Origin of the sequence: Mesorhizobium loti, from assembly GCF_003148495.1 — a bacterium.
Classification (GTDB): domain Bacteria; phylum Pseudomonadota; class Alphaproteobacteria; order Rhizobiales; family Rhizobiaceae; genus Mesorhizobium; species Mesorhizobium loti.
Genome location: NZ_QGGH01000004.1, coordinates 119,916 through 138,534, shown reverse-complemented (window position 1 = coordinate 138,534; position 18,619 = coordinate 119,916). Strand labels below are relative to the sequence as shown.

The 18,619-nt window shown below is 64.5% G+C and carries 16 protein-coding genes; 7 read left to right on the top strand and 9 right to left on the bottom strand.

Annotated elements, in window-relative coordinates; translation table 11 throughout:
* The first annotated feature begins 105 nt into the window (after positions 1–105).
* Positions 106–1,326 (top strand): glycosyltransferase family 4 protein, encoded by a 1,221-nt coding sequence (locus tag C8D77_RS17570; RefSeq protein WP_109665886.1) that lies wholly within the window; start codon positions 106–108, stop codon positions 1,324–1,326.
* Between the two features lie 95 nt (positions 1,327–1,421).
* Here the strand turns inward: C8D77_RS17570 and C8D77_RS17565 are convergent, their stop codons facing one another.
* From C8D77_RS17565 to C8D77_RS17550, 4 genes are all read right to left on the bottom strand, one after another.
* A complete protein-coding gene (locus tag C8D77_RS17565; protein WP_109665884.1) occupies positions 1,422–2,105 on the bottom strand; it encodes a GntR family transcriptional regulator in 684 nt (227 codons plus the stop codon).
* 12 nt (positions 2,106–2,117) lie between these two features.
* Positions 2,118–3,014: a dihydrodipicolinate synthase family protein gene (locus tag C8D77_RS17560; RefSeq protein WP_109665882.1), complete on the bottom strand. Its 897-nt coding sequence runs from the start codon at positions 3,012–3,014 to the stop codon at positions 2,118–2,120.
* A gap of 196 nt (positions 3,015–3,210) precedes the next feature.
* Positions 3,211–3,786: a DUF1349 domain-containing protein gene (locus C8D77_RS17555; RefSeq protein WP_109665880.1), complete on the bottom strand. Its 576-nt coding sequence runs from the start codon at positions 3,784–3,786 to the stop codon at positions 3,211–3,213.
* A gap of 55 nt (positions 3,787–3,841) precedes the next feature.
* Positions 3,842–5,281 (bottom strand): aldehyde dehydrogenase family protein, encoded by a 1,440-nt coding sequence (locus tag C8D77_RS17550; RefSeq protein ID WP_109665878.1) that lies wholly within the window; start codon positions 5,279–5,281, stop codon positions 3,842–3,844.
* Between the two features lie 269 nt (positions 5,282–5,550).
* Between C8D77_RS17550 and C8D77_RS17545 the strand changes: the two genes are divergently transcribed.
* The 6 genes from C8D77_RS17545 to C8D77_RS17520 all read left to right on the top strand — a co-directional run bounded on the left by C8D77_RS17545 (position 5,551) and on the right by C8D77_RS17520 (position 13,825).
* The gene (locus C8D77_RS17545) at positions 5,551–6,210 is read left to right on the top strand and encodes a TetR/AcrR family transcriptional regulator (RefSeq protein WP_170136760.1); all 660 of its coding nucleotides are present in this window, start codon (positions 5,551–5,553) and stop codon (positions 6,208–6,210) included.
* 181 nt (positions 6,211–6,391) lie between these two features.
* Complete coding sequence (locus C8D77_RS17540; protein WP_109665874.1) at positions 6,392–8,803, top strand: GcvT family protein; 2,412 nt, start codon at positions 6,392–6,394, stop codon at positions 8,801–8,803.
* A gap of 82 nt (positions 8,804–8,885) precedes the next feature.
* Positions 8,886–10,139, top strand: coding sequence for a sarcosine oxidase subunit beta (locus C8D77_RS17535; RefSeq protein ID WP_109665872.1), 1,254 nt, complete (start codon positions 8,886–8,888; stop codon positions 10,137–10,139).
* Between the two features lie 8 nt (positions 10,140–10,147).
* Positions 10,148–10,414 carry a sarcosine oxidase subunit delta gene (locus C8D77_RS17530; RefSeq protein WP_109665870.1) on the top strand — a complete coding sequence of 89 codons (267 nt, stop codon included), beginning with the start codon at positions 10,148–10,150 and terminating at the stop codon, positions 10,412–10,414.
* Complete coding sequence (locus C8D77_RS17525) at positions 10,411–13,293, top strand: sarcosine oxidase subunit alpha family protein (protein WP_109665867.1); 2,883 nt, start codon at positions 10,411–10,413, stop codon at positions 13,291–13,293. The genes C8D77_RS17530 and C8D77_RS17525 overlap by 4 nt, the downstream gene beginning before the upstream one ends.
* Positions 13,286–13,825 carry a hypothetical protein gene (locus C8D77_RS17520; RefSeq protein ID WP_109665864.1) on the top strand — a complete coding sequence of 180 codons (540 nt, stop codon included), beginning with the start codon at positions 13,286–13,288 and terminating at the stop codon, positions 13,823–13,825. The genes C8D77_RS17525 and C8D77_RS17520 overlap by 8 nt, the downstream gene beginning before the upstream one ends.
* A gap of 20 nt (positions 13,826–13,845) precedes the next feature.
* Here C8D77_RS17520 and C8D77_RS17515 read toward each other — a convergent pair whose 3' ends face one another.
* The 5 genes from C8D77_RS17515 to C8D77_RS17495 all read right to left on the bottom strand — a co-directional run bounded on the left by C8D77_RS17515 (position 13,846) and on the right by C8D77_RS17495 (position 18,558).
* Positions 13,846–14,331 carry a hypothetical protein gene (locus C8D77_RS17515; RefSeq protein WP_109665862.1) on the bottom strand — a complete coding sequence of 162 codons (486 nt, stop codon included), beginning with the start codon at positions 14,329–14,331 and terminating at the stop codon, positions 13,846–13,848.
* Between the two features lie 117 nt (positions 14,332–14,448).
* Positions 14,449–15,009, bottom strand: a complete 561-nt coding sequence (gene msuE, locus C8D77_RS17510) for an FMN reductase (protein ID WP_109665860.1) — start codon at positions 15,007–15,009, stop codon at positions 14,449–14,451.
* Positions 15,010–15,075: 66 nt separating this feature from the next.
* On the bottom strand, positions 15,076–16,323 hold the full coding sequence (locus C8D77_RS17505) for an SfnB family sulfur acquisition oxidoreductase (protein ID WP_109665858.1): 1,248 nt from the start codon (positions 16,321–16,323) through the stop codon (positions 15,076–15,078).
* A 24-nt stretch (positions 16,324–16,347) separates the two neighbouring features.
* A complete protein-coding gene (locus C8D77_RS17500; protein ID WP_109665856.1) occupies positions 16,348–17,139 on the bottom strand; it encodes an ABC transporter ATP-binding protein in 792 nt (263 codons plus the stop codon).
* An 81-nt stretch (positions 17,140–17,220) separates the two neighbouring features.
* Positions 17,221–18,558 carry an ABC transporter substrate-binding protein gene (locus C8D77_RS17495; RefSeq protein ID WP_109665853.1) on the bottom strand — a complete coding sequence of 446 codons (1,338 nt, stop codon included), beginning with the start codon at positions 18,556–18,558 and terminating at the stop codon, positions 17,221–17,223.
* Between the last annotated feature and the right edge of the window lie 61 nt (positions 18,559–18,619).

The following is an 18,619-nucleotide window of genomic DNA, read 5'->3' as shown; positions in this document are numbered from 1 at the left end:
AGTCGAAGCTGGTTTTATGGCTGCGGGGCCGTTTTGAATGCCGTCTGGAATACAGTCTTTGGTGCAGCTCCGGGCGTACAGCCCGGAGTGCACGCTTCGAACACCATGAGCTCGCACGTGGCCCTGCCGGCACGGAATGCCGAAAGGCGCACGCTTGTCGTGACCTTCGATCCGGCCTTTCCGCCGACCTCCGGCGCGGACCTGAGAAATCATCGCAACGCAGCATTGGCAGCGGAATTCGGTCCGGTCTGCCTGGTGTCGGTGCGGCCGCAAGCCGTGGAAGCAGCCGATCCGTCGATCCGCACCGAGGCCTTGTCGATCGAAGGAGAAGCCCGCTCCGGCTCGATCGGGTGGTGGCGCATAAGGGCGGAGCACCGCATTTCGCGCTCCGCCTTGACGCGGCTGGAGACACTGGTTCGGGACTTCCGCCCCGACACCGTGCTGGTCGAGGGTATCGGCCTGTTCAAGCTGCTGCGACCTTTGCGAGGGCTGACGAAACAGCTCATCCTCGACATGCACAATGTCGAGTCCGACCTGGCGGGACAGTTGCGGCGCGTCGATGCCAAGCGACCCGCCGTGGCGGCGATCACCGCCGGCCTTGGCATCCGGCGTCTCGAGCGAAAGGCGCTTGCCCTTGTCGACAGGATCTGGGTCTGCTCGGGTCAGGATCGCGACAGGCTTATGGCGCTTTCCCGGCACAAGGTGCCGGTCGATGTCGTTCCAAACGGAATTCCCCACGCCGCGCACAGTCCCGAAACGCTGCCCGCCGAGCCGGGGGCCGGCAACAGCTTTCCGGTGATCCTGTTTATCGGCCATCTCGGCTATCCGCCAAACGTCGATGCCGTCGAGAGGTTAGCCGGCTCCATACTGCCGCGCATCCGGCAGGCCTTGCCGGGTGCGAAACTGGTTCTCGCCGGACGCAACCCAAAACCTGCCGTGCGGGCGCTGGCCGGATTGCCTGGTGTGGAGCTCGTCGAAAACCCCAAGAGCGTGGCGCCGCTCCTGTCCAGGGTGCATCTCAGCATCATGCCGCTTGCGGCAGGCGGCGGCACGCGCATCAAGATCCTGGAGGCGATGGCCTGGGGCGTGCCGGTGATCGCGACGCCGCTGGCCGCCGAGGGTCTGGATCTGGTCGAGAACGAGGAGTTGCTGCTATCGGATACCGATGAAGGGCTTGCCGACATGGCCGTCGGACTTTGCCTGGACGCTGACCGCAGGGCACGGCAGCGCATCAACGCGCATCAAGCGGTATGGGCAAGGTTCGGCCCGCAAGCCATCCGCAAGGCCGTCCGCGGCGGGCTGGGGCTGGGCGAGGTTGGCGCGTGATCCCACTGATCCTTCATCAGACATGGAAGAGCGACATCGTTCCGCATCGATGTGCCCTGCCGCAACAGGGTTGCCGCGATATTAGCGGATAATCGTCAGGCGGCGGTCTCGCTGCGCCGCAACTGGCTGACGATCTCGCCGGCCGCGTCGGCGATGTGTTTCCTCAGCAAGCGCGCGGTCTCGGCGATATCCTTCCGACGATAGGCCTCGAAGAGCTCGCGGTGCTCCTGCAGGGCCTTGGCTCGTGCCTTGGCGGGCTCGATCTGCAGACGCAAATAGCGGTCGGCGGAGTTGTAAAGCGCCTGGACGACGGCCATCGAACGCGGCCGCATCGAGGGTTCGAGCAATGCGGTGTGGAATGCCCAGTTGAGACGGCTGAGGTCCTTGGGATCATCACCTCGGGCGATGGCAGCCTCATAGGCGCGCATCGATTTTTCGATGGCCGCAATGTCCTGATCCGTCACGTGCCCGATCGCCTTTTCGACCAGGAAAGGCTCAAGCAGCAGACGCGCATCGAAAAGGTCGATCGCATCGTCAGCGGACAACTCCGACACGACCGCGCCGCGATGCGTCCTGATGACGACAAGGCCGTCCGCCTCCAGTTGCAGAAGCGCCTCGCGCACCGGGATCCGGCTCACGCCAAGCTCGGCGGCGATGGCTTCCTGGCGGATCTGATGTCCGCCCGGGTAATCGCCGCCGATGATCCTGGCGGCGATGTACTCGGCGACCATCGCCGTCACGGTCTGGCGCTGCAGCAGCGGCTTGTCGATGGTGGCCATGGCGTCCCGTGTTCAGCCCTGCTGCCTGAGCTTTTCGATCGCCGCCTCGATGATGGCGGTGACGCGCGCGCGCTCTTCGCCGACCAGGGGCAGACGCGGCGCGCGGGTCCACTCCGGCGCGCCATAGACGAGATGCTCGGCCATCTTGATGTACTGGACCAGCTTGACATGCGTGTCGAGGTGAAAGGACGGCGTCATGATGCGGTAGAGATCGCGCGCGCCGGCGAAATCGCCGGCCGCGCACAAATTGAAGATGCGGACGCATTGCTTCGGCCATGCATTGGTCATGCCGGACACCCAGCCGGTGGCGCCGAGCGCCATGCTCTCGACGATCTGGTCGTCGACGCCGCAGAAGATATCGAAGCGATCGCCGAGCTCGATGATCATGTCGGTGACCCGGCGCACATCGCCGGTCTCTTCCTTCACGGCAACGATGGTCGGGCAGTCCGCCAGCACCTTCAGGATGGCGGGGGTGACGTCAACGCCATAGGCGATCGGGTTGTTGTAGATCATGATCGGCAGGTCGCTGGCGTTGGCGATCGCCTTGTACCACTCAGCCGTCTCGCGCGGGTCGGTCTTGTAGCCAAGGCTCGGAAACACCATCAGGCCTTCGGCGCCGAAATCCTGATACTTGCGCGCGGCTGCGGTTGCGTTGGCCGTCGAAATCTCGGCAAGGCCGGACAGAAGCGGGACACGTCTGGCCACCACGTCCTTCGCGGCCCGGATGACCGCTTCCCGCTCCTGCGGCTGCAGTGATGCGTTCTCGCCAAGCATCGGCAGGACGATGATGCCCGACACGCCATTGGCGATCAGACGATCAATGCTCGCTTGCGTCGCCTCGATGTCGATCGAACCATCCTGGTTCAGCTTGGTCGTAACCGCCGGGAACACCCCTCGCCAATGCGTCATCGTTCGGTCTTCCTCTTCAAGTCGATATTGTATGATTGGATCCAATCATACAATATGTCAAAGAGCAAGGTCCAAGGCAATTGCCACGCCCCATTCACGGCGCGGTCGGACAACCCGACGGCGCGCGTGGCAAGTCTTCAAACAGTGACTGTCGTAAAGGTCGAAGTGCTCGCGGTTCGGCGCAAGACCGCACGCCTCAATCGTGCAATTCCCGCGATATCGGCGGCCCCACCGAGAAGCCGGAGAATGTGACCTCGAAACCCTCGCGCTGCGGCGAACAGCACATCATGCCGACATCGACCGTCTTGGAGATCGGAAAGTAGGCTAGCCGTACAGGCTTCCAGTGGCCGTCGGAAGCATCGAGGTACTGGACGCGGATTGTCTCGGCATGACGGGTCAGGCGGATGCTGATGCCGTTCGGGTCGGGAGGGATGGCGACCAGCGACCAGTCGGACGTGTCGTTGGTGACGACGACGGAGAAATAGGAGAGACCGTCGGTGTATTCGATACCGGCCTTGATCCAATGCGTTTCGCTGAGCCGGACCATCAGCCCGGCCTGATCATAGAGCACCTCGTAGTCGCCTTTGATGGTGACTTCGGCGCTGAAATCGCCCTCGACCGGCCGGTACAGGAAGTGGCCGTTGTCGCGCCAGAAACCGTAGAAGGTCTCGCGCCAGAAATCGCTCTCCTTGCCGGTGCGCACACGAACGCTGTCGCCGTTGATGGCGTGGTGCGGCGGCGGGTTGAGCCAGGTCAGGTTCTGCACTGTCATCCCTTCGCCGCTCCAATCTTGATGTGTGTGGCGGGTGGCCGGCCCGATCGGCCGATCAGCCAGCGAACGTATAGGCGGTCTTCACCGTGGTGTAGAATTCCGCAGCGTAGCGGCCCTGCTCGCGCGGCCCATAGCTCGAGCCCTTGCGGCCGCCGAAGGGGACATGGAAATCGACACCCGCCGTCGGCAGGTTGACCATCACCATGCCGGCCTCCGAATTGCGCTTGAAGTGGGTGGCGTGCTTGAGGCTCGAAGTGCAGATGCCCGAGGTCAAGCCGAAGGGCGTGTCGTTGGCGACGGAAAGCGCCTCGTCATAGTCCTTGACGCGGATGACGCTGGCCACAGGTCCGAAAATCTCCTCGCGCGAACTGCGCATGGCGTTGGTGGCCTCAGTCAGCAATGCCGGCTGCAAGTAAAAGCCCGGCGTCTTGCGATCGAGCCGCTCACCGCCGAAGGCGAGCGTAGCGCCTTCCCTGACGCCGATGGCGATGTAGTCCTCGTCCTGCTTCAGCTGCGTCGCGTCGACGACCGGGCCGATCTGGGTCTGCGCGTCGAGCGCATCACCGATCACCAGCTTGCTCATGCGGTCCTTGAGGACGTCGACGAAACGGTCGTGAATGCCCTCCGTCACAATTAGCCTGGACGAGGCGGTGCAGCGCTGGCCGGTCGAGAAGAAGGCGCCATTGAACGCGCAATCGACGGCGATCGCGAGGTCGGCATCGTCGAGCACGACCAGCGGGTTCTTGCCGCCCATTTCAAGCTGGAACTTGCGCATGTGCTCGATGCTTGCCGCAGCGACACGCTTGCCGGTACCGACCGAGCCGGTGAAGCTGATGGCGTTAACATCGGGACTGTCGAGCATCGCCTGACCGACTACCGAGCCCTTGCCCATGACGAGATTGAGCACGCCCTTCGGCAAGCCGGCGCGATGCAGGATGTCGACGATGGTCCAGGCACTCTCGGGAACAAGTTCGGCCGGCTTGAAGACGACGGTGTTGCCGTGGGTCAGCGCCGGGGCGATCTTCCAGGCCGGAATGGCGATCGGAAAATTCCACGGCGTGATGATGCCGACCACGCCGACCGCCTCGCGCGTCATCTCGACGCCGACGCCCGGTCGCACGCTCGGTACGACCTCTCCGGTCAAACGCAATGTTTCGCCGGCAAAGAAATCGAATATCTGGGCGGCGCGAATGGTCTCGCCGATGCCCTCGGCCAGCGTCTTGCCTTCCTCACGCGCCAGATTGCGGCCGATCTCGTCCTTGCGCGCCATGATCTCGTCCGAGGCCTTTTTCAGCACCGCGTGACGCGCCAGCGGACCTGAACGGGACCATGCCGGGAACGCCGCCTTGGCCGCCGCGATCGCCTGTTTGGCCTGCTCGGCTCCCGCCGAGGCATAGTCGCCGACGACGTCACCGGTATCCGAGGGGTTGATGTTGCGCGAACCGGCCTCGCCGACCCATTCGCCATCGATGAGGTTCTGTCGAAACAGCGTCATGTTGTGTGTTCCTGCTGGTTGGCCGCGCGGGCATCTGTCTGAACTGGTATTTGCCAGACAATTGCCTTGCGGGAAAGCAAACACTGAGCCGGTGGCCGCGACAAAAATCCCCTGGCTCTGCGCCACGCCGATGACGCGATGGCCGTAGCGCCCTGTCGACTCAATCCGGCTAACATCCGTGACGCGCCATTTGGAGTTGATCGAATTGCGCTGTACATTAGTGTACACGGCCTTGATTTGCCTGAGGCAGCGTGTCATGCGTCGTTTTGATGGCAGCTCTCGAAACGACGATCCAGCGCGCCGGCGTCACCGGCAACATCAAGGCCACTCGCGAAGACTGGCTGAAGCTTGCGCTTGAAACGTTGATCTCGGATGGCGTCGAACGTGTCCGCGTGCTGACGCTGGGCCAGAAGCTCGACGTGTCGCGCTCCAGCTTCTACTGGTATTTCAAGAGCCGGCAGGATCTGCTCGACCAGTTGCTCGACTATTGGCGGCAGACCAACACCAAATTCATCGTCGAACGCGCCAGGCGGCCTTCCGCCACCGTCATCCGCGGGGTGATGAGCATTTTCGAATGCTGGGTGGACGAAAGGCTGTTCGATCCGCAACTGGATTTCGCGATCAGGGCCTGGGCTCGCCGGTCGCCTGCCATCCGGCGCGCGCTCGACGAGGCCGACGAGGAGCGCGTCAACGCCATTCGCGACATGTTCATGCGTCATGGCTATGACGAGGTGGATGCGTTCGTGCGGGCCCGTGTGCTCTATTTCATGCAGATCGGCTATTACTCGCTCGAACTCAACGAGCCGATGAGCAGCCGCCTGGCTCAAGTTGCCTCGTATCTACGCAGTTTTACCGGCCAGGAGCCGTCCCCCCAGGACGTCGAGGATTTCTCGCGCTACGTCGAGAAAACCGTTCCCCGCAGCCGCTAGCCATCCCGATAGCAGCATGTCCGCCTCTCGACCGGCATGCGCAAGAGGCGTCCTCGCTCGCATCGTTGTCAACCGTGACCACAGCGACAACGCAACCGCTGTGCGGAGTCACGCAAAGCACTAGACACTGATGTACAATGCCACTAGGTTGCCCCGCACTGACTGGGTGGAGTGCGACAGGATGAAATCCCAATATAGGGCGATCGTCATCGGCGGCGGCGTGGTTGGAGCCTCGGTGCTCTATCACCTGGCGAAGTTCGGCTGGAACGACGTCGCGCTCATCGAACGCGAGGTGCTGACCGCAGGATCCAGCTGGCATGCGGCCGGTGGCTTCCATGCGCTGAACGCCGATCCCAACATCGCCGCGCTGCAGGCCTACACGATCGACCTGCTCTCCGAGGTCGAGGCGGAATCGGGCCAGAGCATCGGCATGCACATGACCGGCGGCATCTCGGTCGCCTCGGCGCCGGAGCGCTGGGAATGGCTGAAGGCGTCCTATCGCATCTTCCAGACCATGGGCATAGACGATGTCCATCTGGTCGGCGTCGATGAGATCAAGCAGCGATGCCCGATCCTCAACACCGACGGCATGCTGGGTGGGCTCTATGCCGCGCGCGAAGGCCATATCGACCCCTCGGGCGTCGTGCACGCCTATGCCAAGGCGGCCAGGCTGCGCGGCGCCGACATCATCGAGCACAACCGGGTGCTGGCACTCAACCGCCGTGCCGATGGCAGCTGGGACGTGGTCACAGAGAAGGGCACGGTGATTGCCGAGCACGTCGTCAATGCCGGCGGGCTGTGGGCCAAGCAGGTCGGCCGGATGGCCGGCATCGATCTGCCGGTGTCGCCGATGGAGCACCATTATCTCGTCACCGAGGCGCTACCCGAAATCCAGGCGCTGGACAAGGAATTGCCGCTGATCGTCGATCTCGAAGGCTTCACCTACATGCGCCAGGAGCAGAAAGGCCTGTTGCTCGGCATCTACGAGATCAACCACAAGCACTGGAACATGGACGGCGCTCCGTGGGACTACGGCATCGAACTGATCCAGGAAGACACCGACCGCATCGCCGACGAGCTGGCCCTCGGCTTCAGCCGTTACCCCTGCCTGGAAACAGCCGGCATCAAGCGCTGGGTGAATGGCGCCTTCACCTTCTCGCCGGACGGCAATCCGCTGGTTGGCCCGGTGCGCGGCGTTCCCAACTACTGGGTGGCGTGCGGCGTCATGGCCGGCTTCCTGCAAGGTGGCGGCGTCGGCAAGTCGCTTGCCGAATGGATGATCCATGGCGAGCCGGAAGCTGATGTCTACGGCATGGACATCGCCCGCTACGGCGACTTCGCCTCCAACCGCGAATACATCAGGCAGACCACCGGGCAATTCTATTCGCGCCGCTTCGTCATGAGCTATCCGAACGAGCAGCTGCCGGCGGGACGGCGCTTGAAGACGGCCGGCGCGCATGACGCCATGGACGCCGCCGGAGCGCGCTGGGGCAATTCCTGGGGCATGGAAGTGCCGCTCTATTTCGCGCCGCAAGGCTTCGTCGAGACACCGACGCTGAAGCGCTCCAACGCCTTCGACATCGTCGCACAGGAATGCCGCAAGGTGCGCGAAGGCGTCGGCCTGCTCGATATCACCGCCTTCTCGCGCTACGAGATCACCGGGCCGCAGGCCGAGGCCCGGCTCGACCGGCTGCTGGCCTGTGCGCTGCCCAAGCCGGGACGCGCCAAACTCGCACCGATGCTGGGCGAAAACGGTAAGCTCAAGGGCGACCTCACCGTCTTCAACTGGGGCGATGGCTCCTGGTGGATCATGGGCTCCTATTACCTGCGCCAGTGGCACATGCGCTGGTTCGAACAGCATTTGGGCGATGGCGTCACCGTCCGCGACATTTCCGATGCGGTCGTCGGTCTCTCGCTGGCCGGACCCAATGCGCGAAAGCTGCTTGAGCGGCTGACACACCAGGATGTCTCGCACGAGGCCTTCGGCTTCCTCGCCTGCAAGACATTGGATGTCGGGCTGGTGCGGGCCAAGGTCGGGCGGCTGTCGGTCATCGGCGAGCTTGGCTACGAGATCCATTGCCAGGCCAATGAGCATGCGGGCCTGCGCCGCGCGCTGCTGGCGGCAGGCAAGGATCTGGGCGTGACCGAATACGGCTTCGGCGCGGTCAATTCGCTGCGGATCGAAAAGAGTTTTGGAATCTGGTCGCGCGAGTTCACGCAGGACTATACGCCCGATGAGACCGGCATGGACCGCTGGGTTGCCTTCGACAAGGGCGACTTCATCGGGCGTGAGGCGGCCCTGAAAGAGCAGCAGGCTCCATCGAGGCGCACGCTGGTGACGCTCGAGATCGACGCTGCGGACGCCGATGCCAGTGGCTACGAGCCGGTCTGGAACAAGGGCAGGCTTGCCGGCTTCGTCACCTCCGGCGGCTATGGCCATACGGTCGGCAAGAGCCTCGCCATGGCGCTGGTCGAGCGCGAGGCGGCCGATATCGATACGCAGTTGACAACCCACATCGTCGGCGTCGAAAGAGGTGCGCGCGTCATCGCTTCGTCGCCATACGATCCACTGGGCAAGGCGATGCGGGCATGACCGATCGAACCGGCGCCATCGGTGCAAAAGGCCATACGATGATCCACGCTCCTTTCCGAACATCAGGCCTGTCCGGCACGCCATGACCCGACGCTATTCCGCTCTGTCGCTGTTCAAGGAGGGCCTGGCCGGCCAGACCGGCTGGCAGCCGGCCTGGCGCTCGCCAGAACCGAAGCCGTCCTACGACGCGATCGTCATTGGCGGCGGCGGCCATGGGCTGGCGACCGCCTATTACCTGGCCAAGAACCACAATATCACCAGAGTCGCTGTGCTGGAAAAAGGCTGGATCGGCGGCGGCAACACCGGCCGCAACACCACCGTGGTGCGCTCCAACTACTATTATCCGGAAAGCGTCGAACTCTACGGGCTGGCACACCGGCTCTATGAGGGGCTGGCCAAGGATTTGAACTACAATGTGATGCTGTCGCAGCGCGGCATGGTCAATCTGTGCCACTCGACCGCCGAGATGGAGATCGGCGCGCGCACCGTCAACGCCATGCAGATCAACGGCGTCGATGCCGAGCTGTTTTCACCTGAGGATGTGCGCCGGGTGGCGCCGATCTACAATTTTTCGCCGGACGCACGCTTCCCGGTGTTCGGCGGCATCTGGCAAGGCAGGGCCGGCACGGCGCGCCATGACGCGGTCGCCTGGGGTTATGCGCGGGCGGCGAGCCGGCTCGGTGTCGACATCATCCAGAACTGCGAGATCACCGATTTCATCATCGAGGGCGGCCGCTGCCGCGGCGTCCAGACTTCGCGTGGCGCGATCCGGGCCGACCGAATCGGCATGGCGGTGGCCGGGCATTCCTCGGTGCTGGCGGCCAAGGCCGGCTTCCGGCTGCCGATCAATTCCTATGCGCTGCAGGCCTGCGTTTCCGAGCCGGTCAAGCCGATCCTCGACACGGTGGTGCTGTCGCCCGGCTGCGGCGTCTATGTCAGCCAGTCGGACAAGGGCGAGATCGTCATCGGCGGTGGGCTCGACCGCATCCCCTCCTATGCGCAGCGCGGCAATTTGCCGACGCTGGAGACGGTGATTGCCGGCCTGCTGGAGATGTTCCCGATCTTCGGTCAGTTGAAGCTGATGCGGCAATGGGCTGGCATTGTCGATGTCGTGCCGGACTCCTCGCCGATCATCGGTGAATCGCCGCTGCCCGGCCTGTTCCTCAATTGTGGCTGGGGCACGGGCGGCTTCAAGGCCATCCCCGCCGGCGGCACGCTGCTGGCGCAGTTGCTGGCGTCAGGCAAACACAACGACATCAGCCGTCCGTTTGACCTGGATCGCTTCGCCAGCGGGCGGCTGATCGACGAAGCGGCCGGCTCCGGCATCGCGCATTAGAGGATTTTATGCAGATCTTTCCTTGCCCATTCTGCGGCCCGCGTGACGAGACCGAGTTCCACTTTGGCGGCGATGCCGGCAACATCAGGCCGGATGGCGCCGACGTGCCGATCGATCGCTGGGCTGATTACCTCTATCTGCGCACCAACCCTAAAGGCACGGCGCGCGAGATTTGGGTTCACATGAACTGCGGCGAGTTCTTCGTCATGGAGCGTGACACGGTCAGCCACAAGGTGCTGTCCTCGGCCGCTCTCGGCGGGGAGCACGCGGCGTGACCGCCTCGCGTCTAGCCACCGGCGGCAGCGCCATCGACCGCACGCGCCCGATCCGCTTCAGCTTCGACGGGGCTACAGTGCACGGTTTTGCCGGCGACACCATCGCCTCGGCGCTGCTGGCGGGTGATGTCGCGGTCGTCGGCCGCAGTTTCAAATATCATCGGCCGCGCGGCATATGGGGCGCCGGCGTCGAGGAGCCGAACGCGCTGATCGACATCGGCGGCCCGCGAGCGACGCCCAACACGCGCGCCACGACCGAGCCGGCGCGCGACGGGCTGGTGGCGAGAAGCGTCAACGCCACACCCAGCGCGCTGGCCGATCGCAACGCCTTCCTCGACCGTTTTGCGCGCTTCATTCCTGCGGCGTTCTACTACAAGACCTTCATGTGGCCGGACTGGCACAGGTTCGAGCCGCGCATCCGCGCCATGGCGGGGCTGGGCAAGGTCGATGCGGACTGGACCTCGCCGGGCACAGCGGACCAGATCAACCATCATTGCGACGTGCTGGTGGTGGGTGCGGGACCGGCAGGGCTGGCGGCGGCAAGACTGGCGTCTGGTGCTGGTCTGACCGTCACATTGGTCGACGACCAGCAGAGCCCCGGCGGGTCGCTCGGCCATCGTGCCGGTGAGATCGACGGCAAGCCGGCGGCCGCCTGGATTGCGGAGACGATTGCAGCACTTGCCTCGGCCGGCCAGCTGATCCTGCCTTCGACCACCGCCTTCGGCGTCTACGACCACAATCTGGTCGGGCTGAACCAGCGTCATCCCGATGGCCGGCCGGATACGCTGTGGCGGGTCAGGCCGCGCCAGATCGTGCTGGCGACCGGCGCCATCGAGCGGCCGCTGCCTTTCGCCAACAACGACCTGCCGGGCATTATGTCGGCGGACGCGGCGCTCGCCTATCTCAGGCGCCATGCCGTACTTGTCGGCCGCCGCATTGTCGTCGCCACCAACAATGACAGCGCTTATGAAACGGCAGGGGCGCTTGCCGAGGCAGGTGCTGAAGTCACGCTTGTCGACCTGCGGCGCGACGGCACGCCTAACGCGCCCGCCAATGTCCGGCTGGTCAAACGGCGCGCCCTGGCTTCCGCCAGTGGCAGGCTGCGCGTCGACGGCGTGACGCTCGACGACGGCACGAGGTTGGATACCGATTGCTTGCTGATCTCCGGCGGCTGGACGCCGACCATTCATCTCTTCGGCCAGGCCAAGGGCAAGCTCGCCTGGAGCGAAGAGCGCGCAGCCTTTCTGCCCGGCGATCCGGTCGACGGCATCGCCGTGGTTGGTGCCGCAGCCGGCGCGGTCGCCTTGTCGGACGTGTTTGCTGGCGCCGGCACCGTCGTTGCATCGCTCGGCCAGACGAAGGCTGCCCTACCGCGCAGCACCGGACCGGAGGCGACGGGCGGCATCCTCCCGGCATGGCCGATTCCGGGCTCGAAGGGACGCATCTGGATCGACTACCAGAACGACGTGACGGTGAAGGACGTCGAGCTTGCGGCGCGGGAAAACTTCGTCTCGGTCGAACATCTGAAGCGCTACACCACGCTGGGCATGGCGACCGACCAGGGCAAGACCTCCAACCTGCCCGGCCTGGCGCTGATGGCCGGGATCACCGGCCGCACGGTGCCGGAGGTCGGCACGACAACTTATCGTCCGCCGTTCACGCCGGTGCCGTTGGCAAGCTTTGCCGGCGCGCGCGTCGGCGAATTGATGGCGCCTGTGCGGCGGTTGCCGCTCGAAAACGTCCACCGCGCCAATGGCGCTGTCTTCCAGGAATATGGCGGCTGGCTGCGCCCGGCCCACTATGGCGGCAGCGCGGACGCGGAGCGTTCGATCGCGGACGAGACGCTACGCGCCCGCCAGTCGGTCGCGTTGTTCGACGGCTCGACGCTCGGCAAGGTCGAGGTGATCGGACCGCAGGCGGCGGCGTTCGTCGATTTCCTCTATTACAACACCATGTCGACGTTGAAGCCGGGCCGCTGCCGCTACGGCTTCATGCTGTCGGAAAACGGCGTGGTCTTCGACGACGGCGTGCTGGTGCGGCTGGACGAGCATCGCTTCGTCGTGTCGTGCTCGTCCTCGCATGTCGCTGCCGTGCATGCCCGGCTGGAAGAATGGCGTCAGGACCGTTTTGGCCGCGGCGCTGTCTACATCCACAACGCCACATCAGACATGGCGACGCTGACCGTCTCGGGGCCAAACGCCCGAAAACTGCTCGAAGCGCTGGACCTCAGCCTTTCGCTCGACGATGCCGACCTGCCGCATATGGCAGTCGGTCATGGAACCTATGCCGGCGACGAAGTCCGCATCGCCCGCGTCAGCTTCACCGGCGACCGGAGCTACGAGATCTCGATCCGGGCCGATCGCGCCGAGCCGTTGTGGACGCGACTGCGCCAGGCCGGCCAGGCGTTCGACGCCGTCGTCATCGGCCTCGAAGCGCTGATGATCCTGCGCGCCGAGAAAGGCTTTATCGTCATCGGTAAGGACACCGACGGCACCACGCTGCCGCACGATCTGGGCGTCGACGGCCCGCGCGCCAAACGCCAGACCGAGTTCGTCGGCCGCCGCTCGCTGTTCACAGAGGAGGCCTCGCGTGACAACCGCATGCAGCTTGTCGGATTGGCGGTGCCGCAAGGCGAAGCGCCGCTACCTACCGGCGCGCACGGCATCAAACGGATCGACGGCAGATTGCGCAGCCAGGGCTTTGTCACATCCAGCTACCAAAGCCCGACGCTCGGCCGCCCGGTTGCACTTGGCCTGATCGAGCGCGGCGCGGCCCGCCATGGCGAGACGATCGACATCCAGCATCTCGGCAAGATCAGCAAAGCGACGATTACCGCCCCTTGCGCCGTCGACCCGGCAGGAGACCGGCTGCATGCGTGATCTCGCGGAGAAATGGTCCGTTGCGCCGGACTGGCAGAGTGCGGTTATCACCGCGCCCGGCCTTGCGGTGCGCGCAATCTCGGGTCTCACCCAGTTGCTGGTCAGCGGCGACCTCGACGCGTGGGCACGGGCTTCCGGCATCGACGGAACTGGCGTGGGCGCTTTTGGCGCCGCGCAGGGCGGCCGCTATGCGGCGCGGCTGGCGCGCGACCGGCTGCTTGTCGTGTCGAACAGCCCGCTTGCCATCGCCACGGGCTGGCACGCAGAAGGGTTCGCGGTGACGGCGATCAGCGCCGGGCTGCAGGTGTTCGAGGTGGAGGGCGCTGCGCTCGACGCTTTCATCGCGCGCGGGACAACGCTCGATCCCAGCCAAGCGAGTGCCAGTGCAGCGCTTTCCTTCGCCGGTATCAGCGCCGTCGTCTATCGCCATGGCAGCAAGCTGCGCATCCATGTCGATCGCGGTCTTGCAGCCTATCTCTGGACGTGGATGGAAATTGCCGCCGGCAACATCGCCGCCGGATCAGCAGATTAGCTGGCGGTAGTACAATCCCGTCAAAGCGTGAACGACCAGAACAGGCAGGCCAGCGTCGCGGCGGCAAAGACCACGAAGAACAGGCTGCGCAGCAGGACGTTGCGGCGCAGCTCGTTCATGACGAAGTGGCAACCGACGATCGCCGCCGCAAACAGGAACCGCCAGTTCAGCAATGCCCACACGGCGCTGCCCTGGCCGAAAGCCCATCTGGCGACCAGACAGCCGACGATGGTCGCAAACAGCGCGATCACGGTCCAGAAGAGGGCGTCGGCGGCATGCGTCAGGACGATGCCGGCCGCCCTGATCGGCAGGATCATCATCAGCATCGCGCTGAAGAAATAGACAGCGGCAATCGGGATGAACACACTGGCGTCGGCAATGCCGTCAAGGCGCCTGACGCCGATCGCGCCATAGGGATAGCCGTGCCTGGCCACGGCCAGACTCAACGCCATGAGCAAGGCGGTCAGCACGGCGACCAGTGCGAAGGATGTGAGGGCTTTGCTCATGACGTTCCTGTCCCAGACGAATCAGACAGGAACGTTTTAGCGGGCGGTCGTAAATTGCGCGTAAGCGAGGTTACCCGCCACGCTGATTTAGACCTTGGCGCAATCCGCTGCCGGCAGTTATTCGGCGGCGATCCTGCCGGCCGAGCGGTTGGCCAGCACGAAGCCTACCTCGTCGACCGCCTGCGCCGCACGCTTCAGGATGGCCTCGGAGCGCAGCACGCCGTCGGTGAAATCCTTGTCGGTGGCGTAGACGGCGGTGGGCAGGGCAAAGGCCTCGAAGAAGCCGAACAGCGGCCGCAGCTGATGTTCGACGATCAGGGCATGGCGCTCGCCACCGCCGGTCGCTGTCAACACGATGGGCTTCCCCCGCAACGCTGCCGGATCGATCAGGTCGAAGAAATGCTTGAACAGACCGGTATAGCTGCCCTTGTAGGTCGGCGACCCGACGACGAGCACGTCGGCGGCGAGGATCTGTTCCAGGATCGCGCGCGCCTGGCCATCGAGATCACGGGCCCATTTCGCCGTTCCCAGCGACGGACCGAGATCCTCGATATCATAGGTGCTCGCCGACAGGCCGTGGCTGGCGGCGATATCCCTGGCGACCAGATCGACGAAGGCGCGCGTCTTTGACGGCCGGGTGATGTTGCCGGAAAAGCCGACGACTGTTGGGTTTGACATGGTTGTGGGCCTCTCTTGGATGGTCGAAGGTTTGATGCGGCGGGCCGCCCGCCCGCCGGTGGAAAATCAGCTCCAGGCGTGCAGCGGCGGATTTTCGCCGTTGAGGAAATATTTGCCGAGGATCGAATACTTCCAGCGCACCGGATCGTGCAGCGTGTGCGTGCGCGCGTTGCGCCAATGCCGGTCGAGATTGTGCTCTGCCAGCGTCGAGCGGGTTCCCGCCAGTTCGAACAGCTTGTTGGTGGCGGCGATGGCGATCTCGGTCGACAGGATTTTTGCCTCGGCGGTGACGATCTGCGCATGCGCCACCGTCTCGGCGGTCGGTTCGATCACCGCCCGGTCGATTGCCAGGCCGGCCTTCTCCAGCAGCGCCTGCGCCGCGTGCAGGCGCAGCGTCAGGTCGCCGATGGCGTGGATGGTGTAGGGATCGTCCCAGGCATTGTCGACGCCGCTGTCGATCCAGGCGCGGCTCCTGGTCCTGACGAAGTGAACCGTCTCGTCGATCGCCGCCTGGGCGATGCCGGTGTCGACCGCCACCTGGATGATCTGGAAGATGGCGCCGTCGGCGGTCGGTTTGTCGTAGCCCTTGTAGCCTGGCACCAGATGCGTCTTCGGCACTTTGACGTTATCGATGATGACGGTGCCGGACAGCGTCGTGCGCTGCCCAAAACTCGACCAGTCGTCGATGACCGTCAGGCCGGGTGCGCCGCGGTCGGCGATCGCATACCAGGCGCGGCCCTCGTCATCGAGCGCCACGATCGGCACCAGATGGGCGAGCAGCGCGCCGGACGAATAGAATTTCCGGCCGTTGATGACCACATGATCGCCGGCATCGGTGAAGCGGGTCTCGAAATCGGCGGCGCGCTTGGAGCCAAACTCGGAGAAGGCGTTGCCGAACCGGGTGCCCTTCAGCGCTTCGCCAAACAGCAGCTTCTGCTGATCCGGATCGGACACGGTGCGGATGGCGGCGACGACGCCGAGATGGTTCTGCGCAATCTGGCCGATCGAGGAATCCGCCGCCGAGATGATCTCGATCACCTTCGCCAGCGTCGCATAGGACACCTCCGGCCCGCCGAATGCCTTGGGCACATTGATTGACCACAGGCCGCTTTGCGAGAAGGCATCGAGTTCGGCAACCGGCCAGATCCGCTCGCGATCGCGCCTGGAGGAGTCCTTGACGAATTCGACGGCGAGCGCGTGGGCAATCGCAATCGCCTCGACGTCGTCCTTGATGATGTGCGCCGGCACGGTTGGCCGCGCGACTGGCGGCACGGCGGCGGAAGCGTGGTCGGTCTTGACGGTCGAGACGGTCATTTCAATGCTCCTTCGGATTTCGTTTCAGGCCACGGCATGGAGATGGGCTGGCTTGGCGGCAGGCGCTGCCTGCTGCCCGAGATAGAAGGCCCTGATGTCCTCGCGCTGGCGAAGCTCGGCGGCTGCGCCAGAGAGAACGGAGACGCCGTTTTCCAGCACCGTGGCGTGGTCGGCATAACGAAGCGCCACCGCCGAGTTCTGCTCGGCGACCAGGATCGACAGGCCGGTCTCACGGTTGAGTTTTCTCAAGCTCTGGAAGATGTCCTGGACGATGAGCGGGGCGAGCCCCATCGATGGTTCGTCGAGGACCAGCAGACGCGGACGCGACATCAACGCCCGGCCGATGGCGGTCATCTGCTGTTCGCCGCCGGAGGTCAGGCCGGACAATGTCCGGCGCTTTTCCCGCAGGCGAGGGAAATAGCCGTAGATCCGCTCGAGGTCTTGATTGATCTCGGCACGGCTGCCGCTGCGGCCGATGCCGCCGGCAATCAGGTTCTCCTCGACGGTGAGGCTCTTGAAGCAGTGGCGGCCTTCCAGCACCTGGACCAGGCCGGCGCGCACGAGATCGCCCGGCTTGCGGCGCGAGACATCTGAGCCTTCATAGCGGATGGTGCCGGAATTGACCTGGCCGCGTTCGGCCGGCAGCAGGTTGGAGACGGCCTTCAGCGTCGTGGTCTTGCCGGCGCCATTGGCACCGAGCAATGCTAGGATCTGGCCACGCCGCAACGCGAAGCTGACGCCGTGCAACGCCGTGATGGCGTGGTTGTAGGTAGCATGGACCGCGTCCGCGGCAAGGATGACGTCATCGTCCGGCATAGGGCTCTCATTTCGTGGTTCGATGAACCGAAACAAGCCGGGCACCGCGGAACTCGATCCGCAGCGCCAGGCTTTGGCTGATCAGTTGGAGGTCACCGCGTCGGCATCATCCGCCGTGCGCAACTTGATGCCTTTCTCGGCGGCGTAGGCCTCGGCGGACTTCTCGATGATCGGCCGCAGCAGCGCCCAGTCCGGCGCGATCCAGTCGGAGACTACGTTCCATTTCTTGCCGTCCCACTGCTGGAAGGTCACGTAGCCTTCGCCCTCGTGATTGTCCCAGCTGACATTGATCGAGTGGAACAGGTCCTTGGCGCCGAGCGCCTCGACCTTGGCCGGATCGAGCTTGAGATGTTCGAAGCCCCAGCGGACCTCGTCGCCGGTCAGCGTGCGATGGCCGAACTTCTCCTGCGCGACGCGGATCGCCTCGACATTGAGGATGCCGTTGACGATGCCGAGGTTGTGGTAGACCGAGCCGATGCGCGACTTGTCTTCCAGATTGCCCTTGCCGGCGTCGTAGACCGTCTTCACGATCTCCTGCACCACAGGGTAAGAGTTGCCGGAAGCCTGGGTGGTGATGGCGGTGTAACCCTTGGCGGCGTCACCGGCCGGGATGACGTCCTCTTCCGAGTTCGACCAGACATTGCCAACGATATGGTCGACGGGATAGCCGACCTTGACCGCCGTTTTCAGCGCCACCGGGTTCATCACGCCCCAGCCGCGCAGGACGACGAAGTCCGGCTTGGCGCGGCGGATCGTCAGCCACTGCGACTGCTGCTCGTTGCCGGGATGCGGCACCTCGATCTGCTGCACGGTGAAGCCATATTTCTGCGCCAGCAGCTCATAGATTGGGATGGTCTCCTTGCCGTAGGGCGAGCCGTGATAGAGTACGACGATCTTCTTGCCCTTGAGCTTGTCGATGCCGCCTTCCTTGGAGGCGATGTAGTTCACGATGCCTGACGTCTCGCTGTAGGGATTGAGCAGCAGCGGGAAGACGTAGGGGAAGACACGCCCGTCGGTGGAGTCGGTGCGGCCGTGGTTGACCGTGATCAGCGGCACCTTGTCGGCGGTGATGCGGTCGATCATGGCATAGGCGATGCCGACCGAGAGCGGGTTCCAGGCGGCAGCACCGGCATGGCTCTTCTGCCGTTCGTAGCATTCGACGCCACGCTCGACCTCATACTGGGTCTCGCACTCGTCCCAGGTCAGCTTGACGCCGTTAACGCCGCCGTCGCGGATGTTGATGAGGTTGAGGTAATCGATGAAGCCGCCGAAGAAGCCGGTGCCGCCGGCCGCGTAAGGTCCGACGCGATAGCTCTGCAGCGGGAAATATTGTTCATCGGCATGCGCGGCGGGCAAGGCCACCGACACGATCATCGCCGCGGACAGCGCCGCCGCCTTGATTGTGCTGAGGAAAGTCATGGTTAGGGTACTCCCGGTATGGGCCGTCTTGGGTTCGGCCTCTGGCTCATTTTCGGATGCG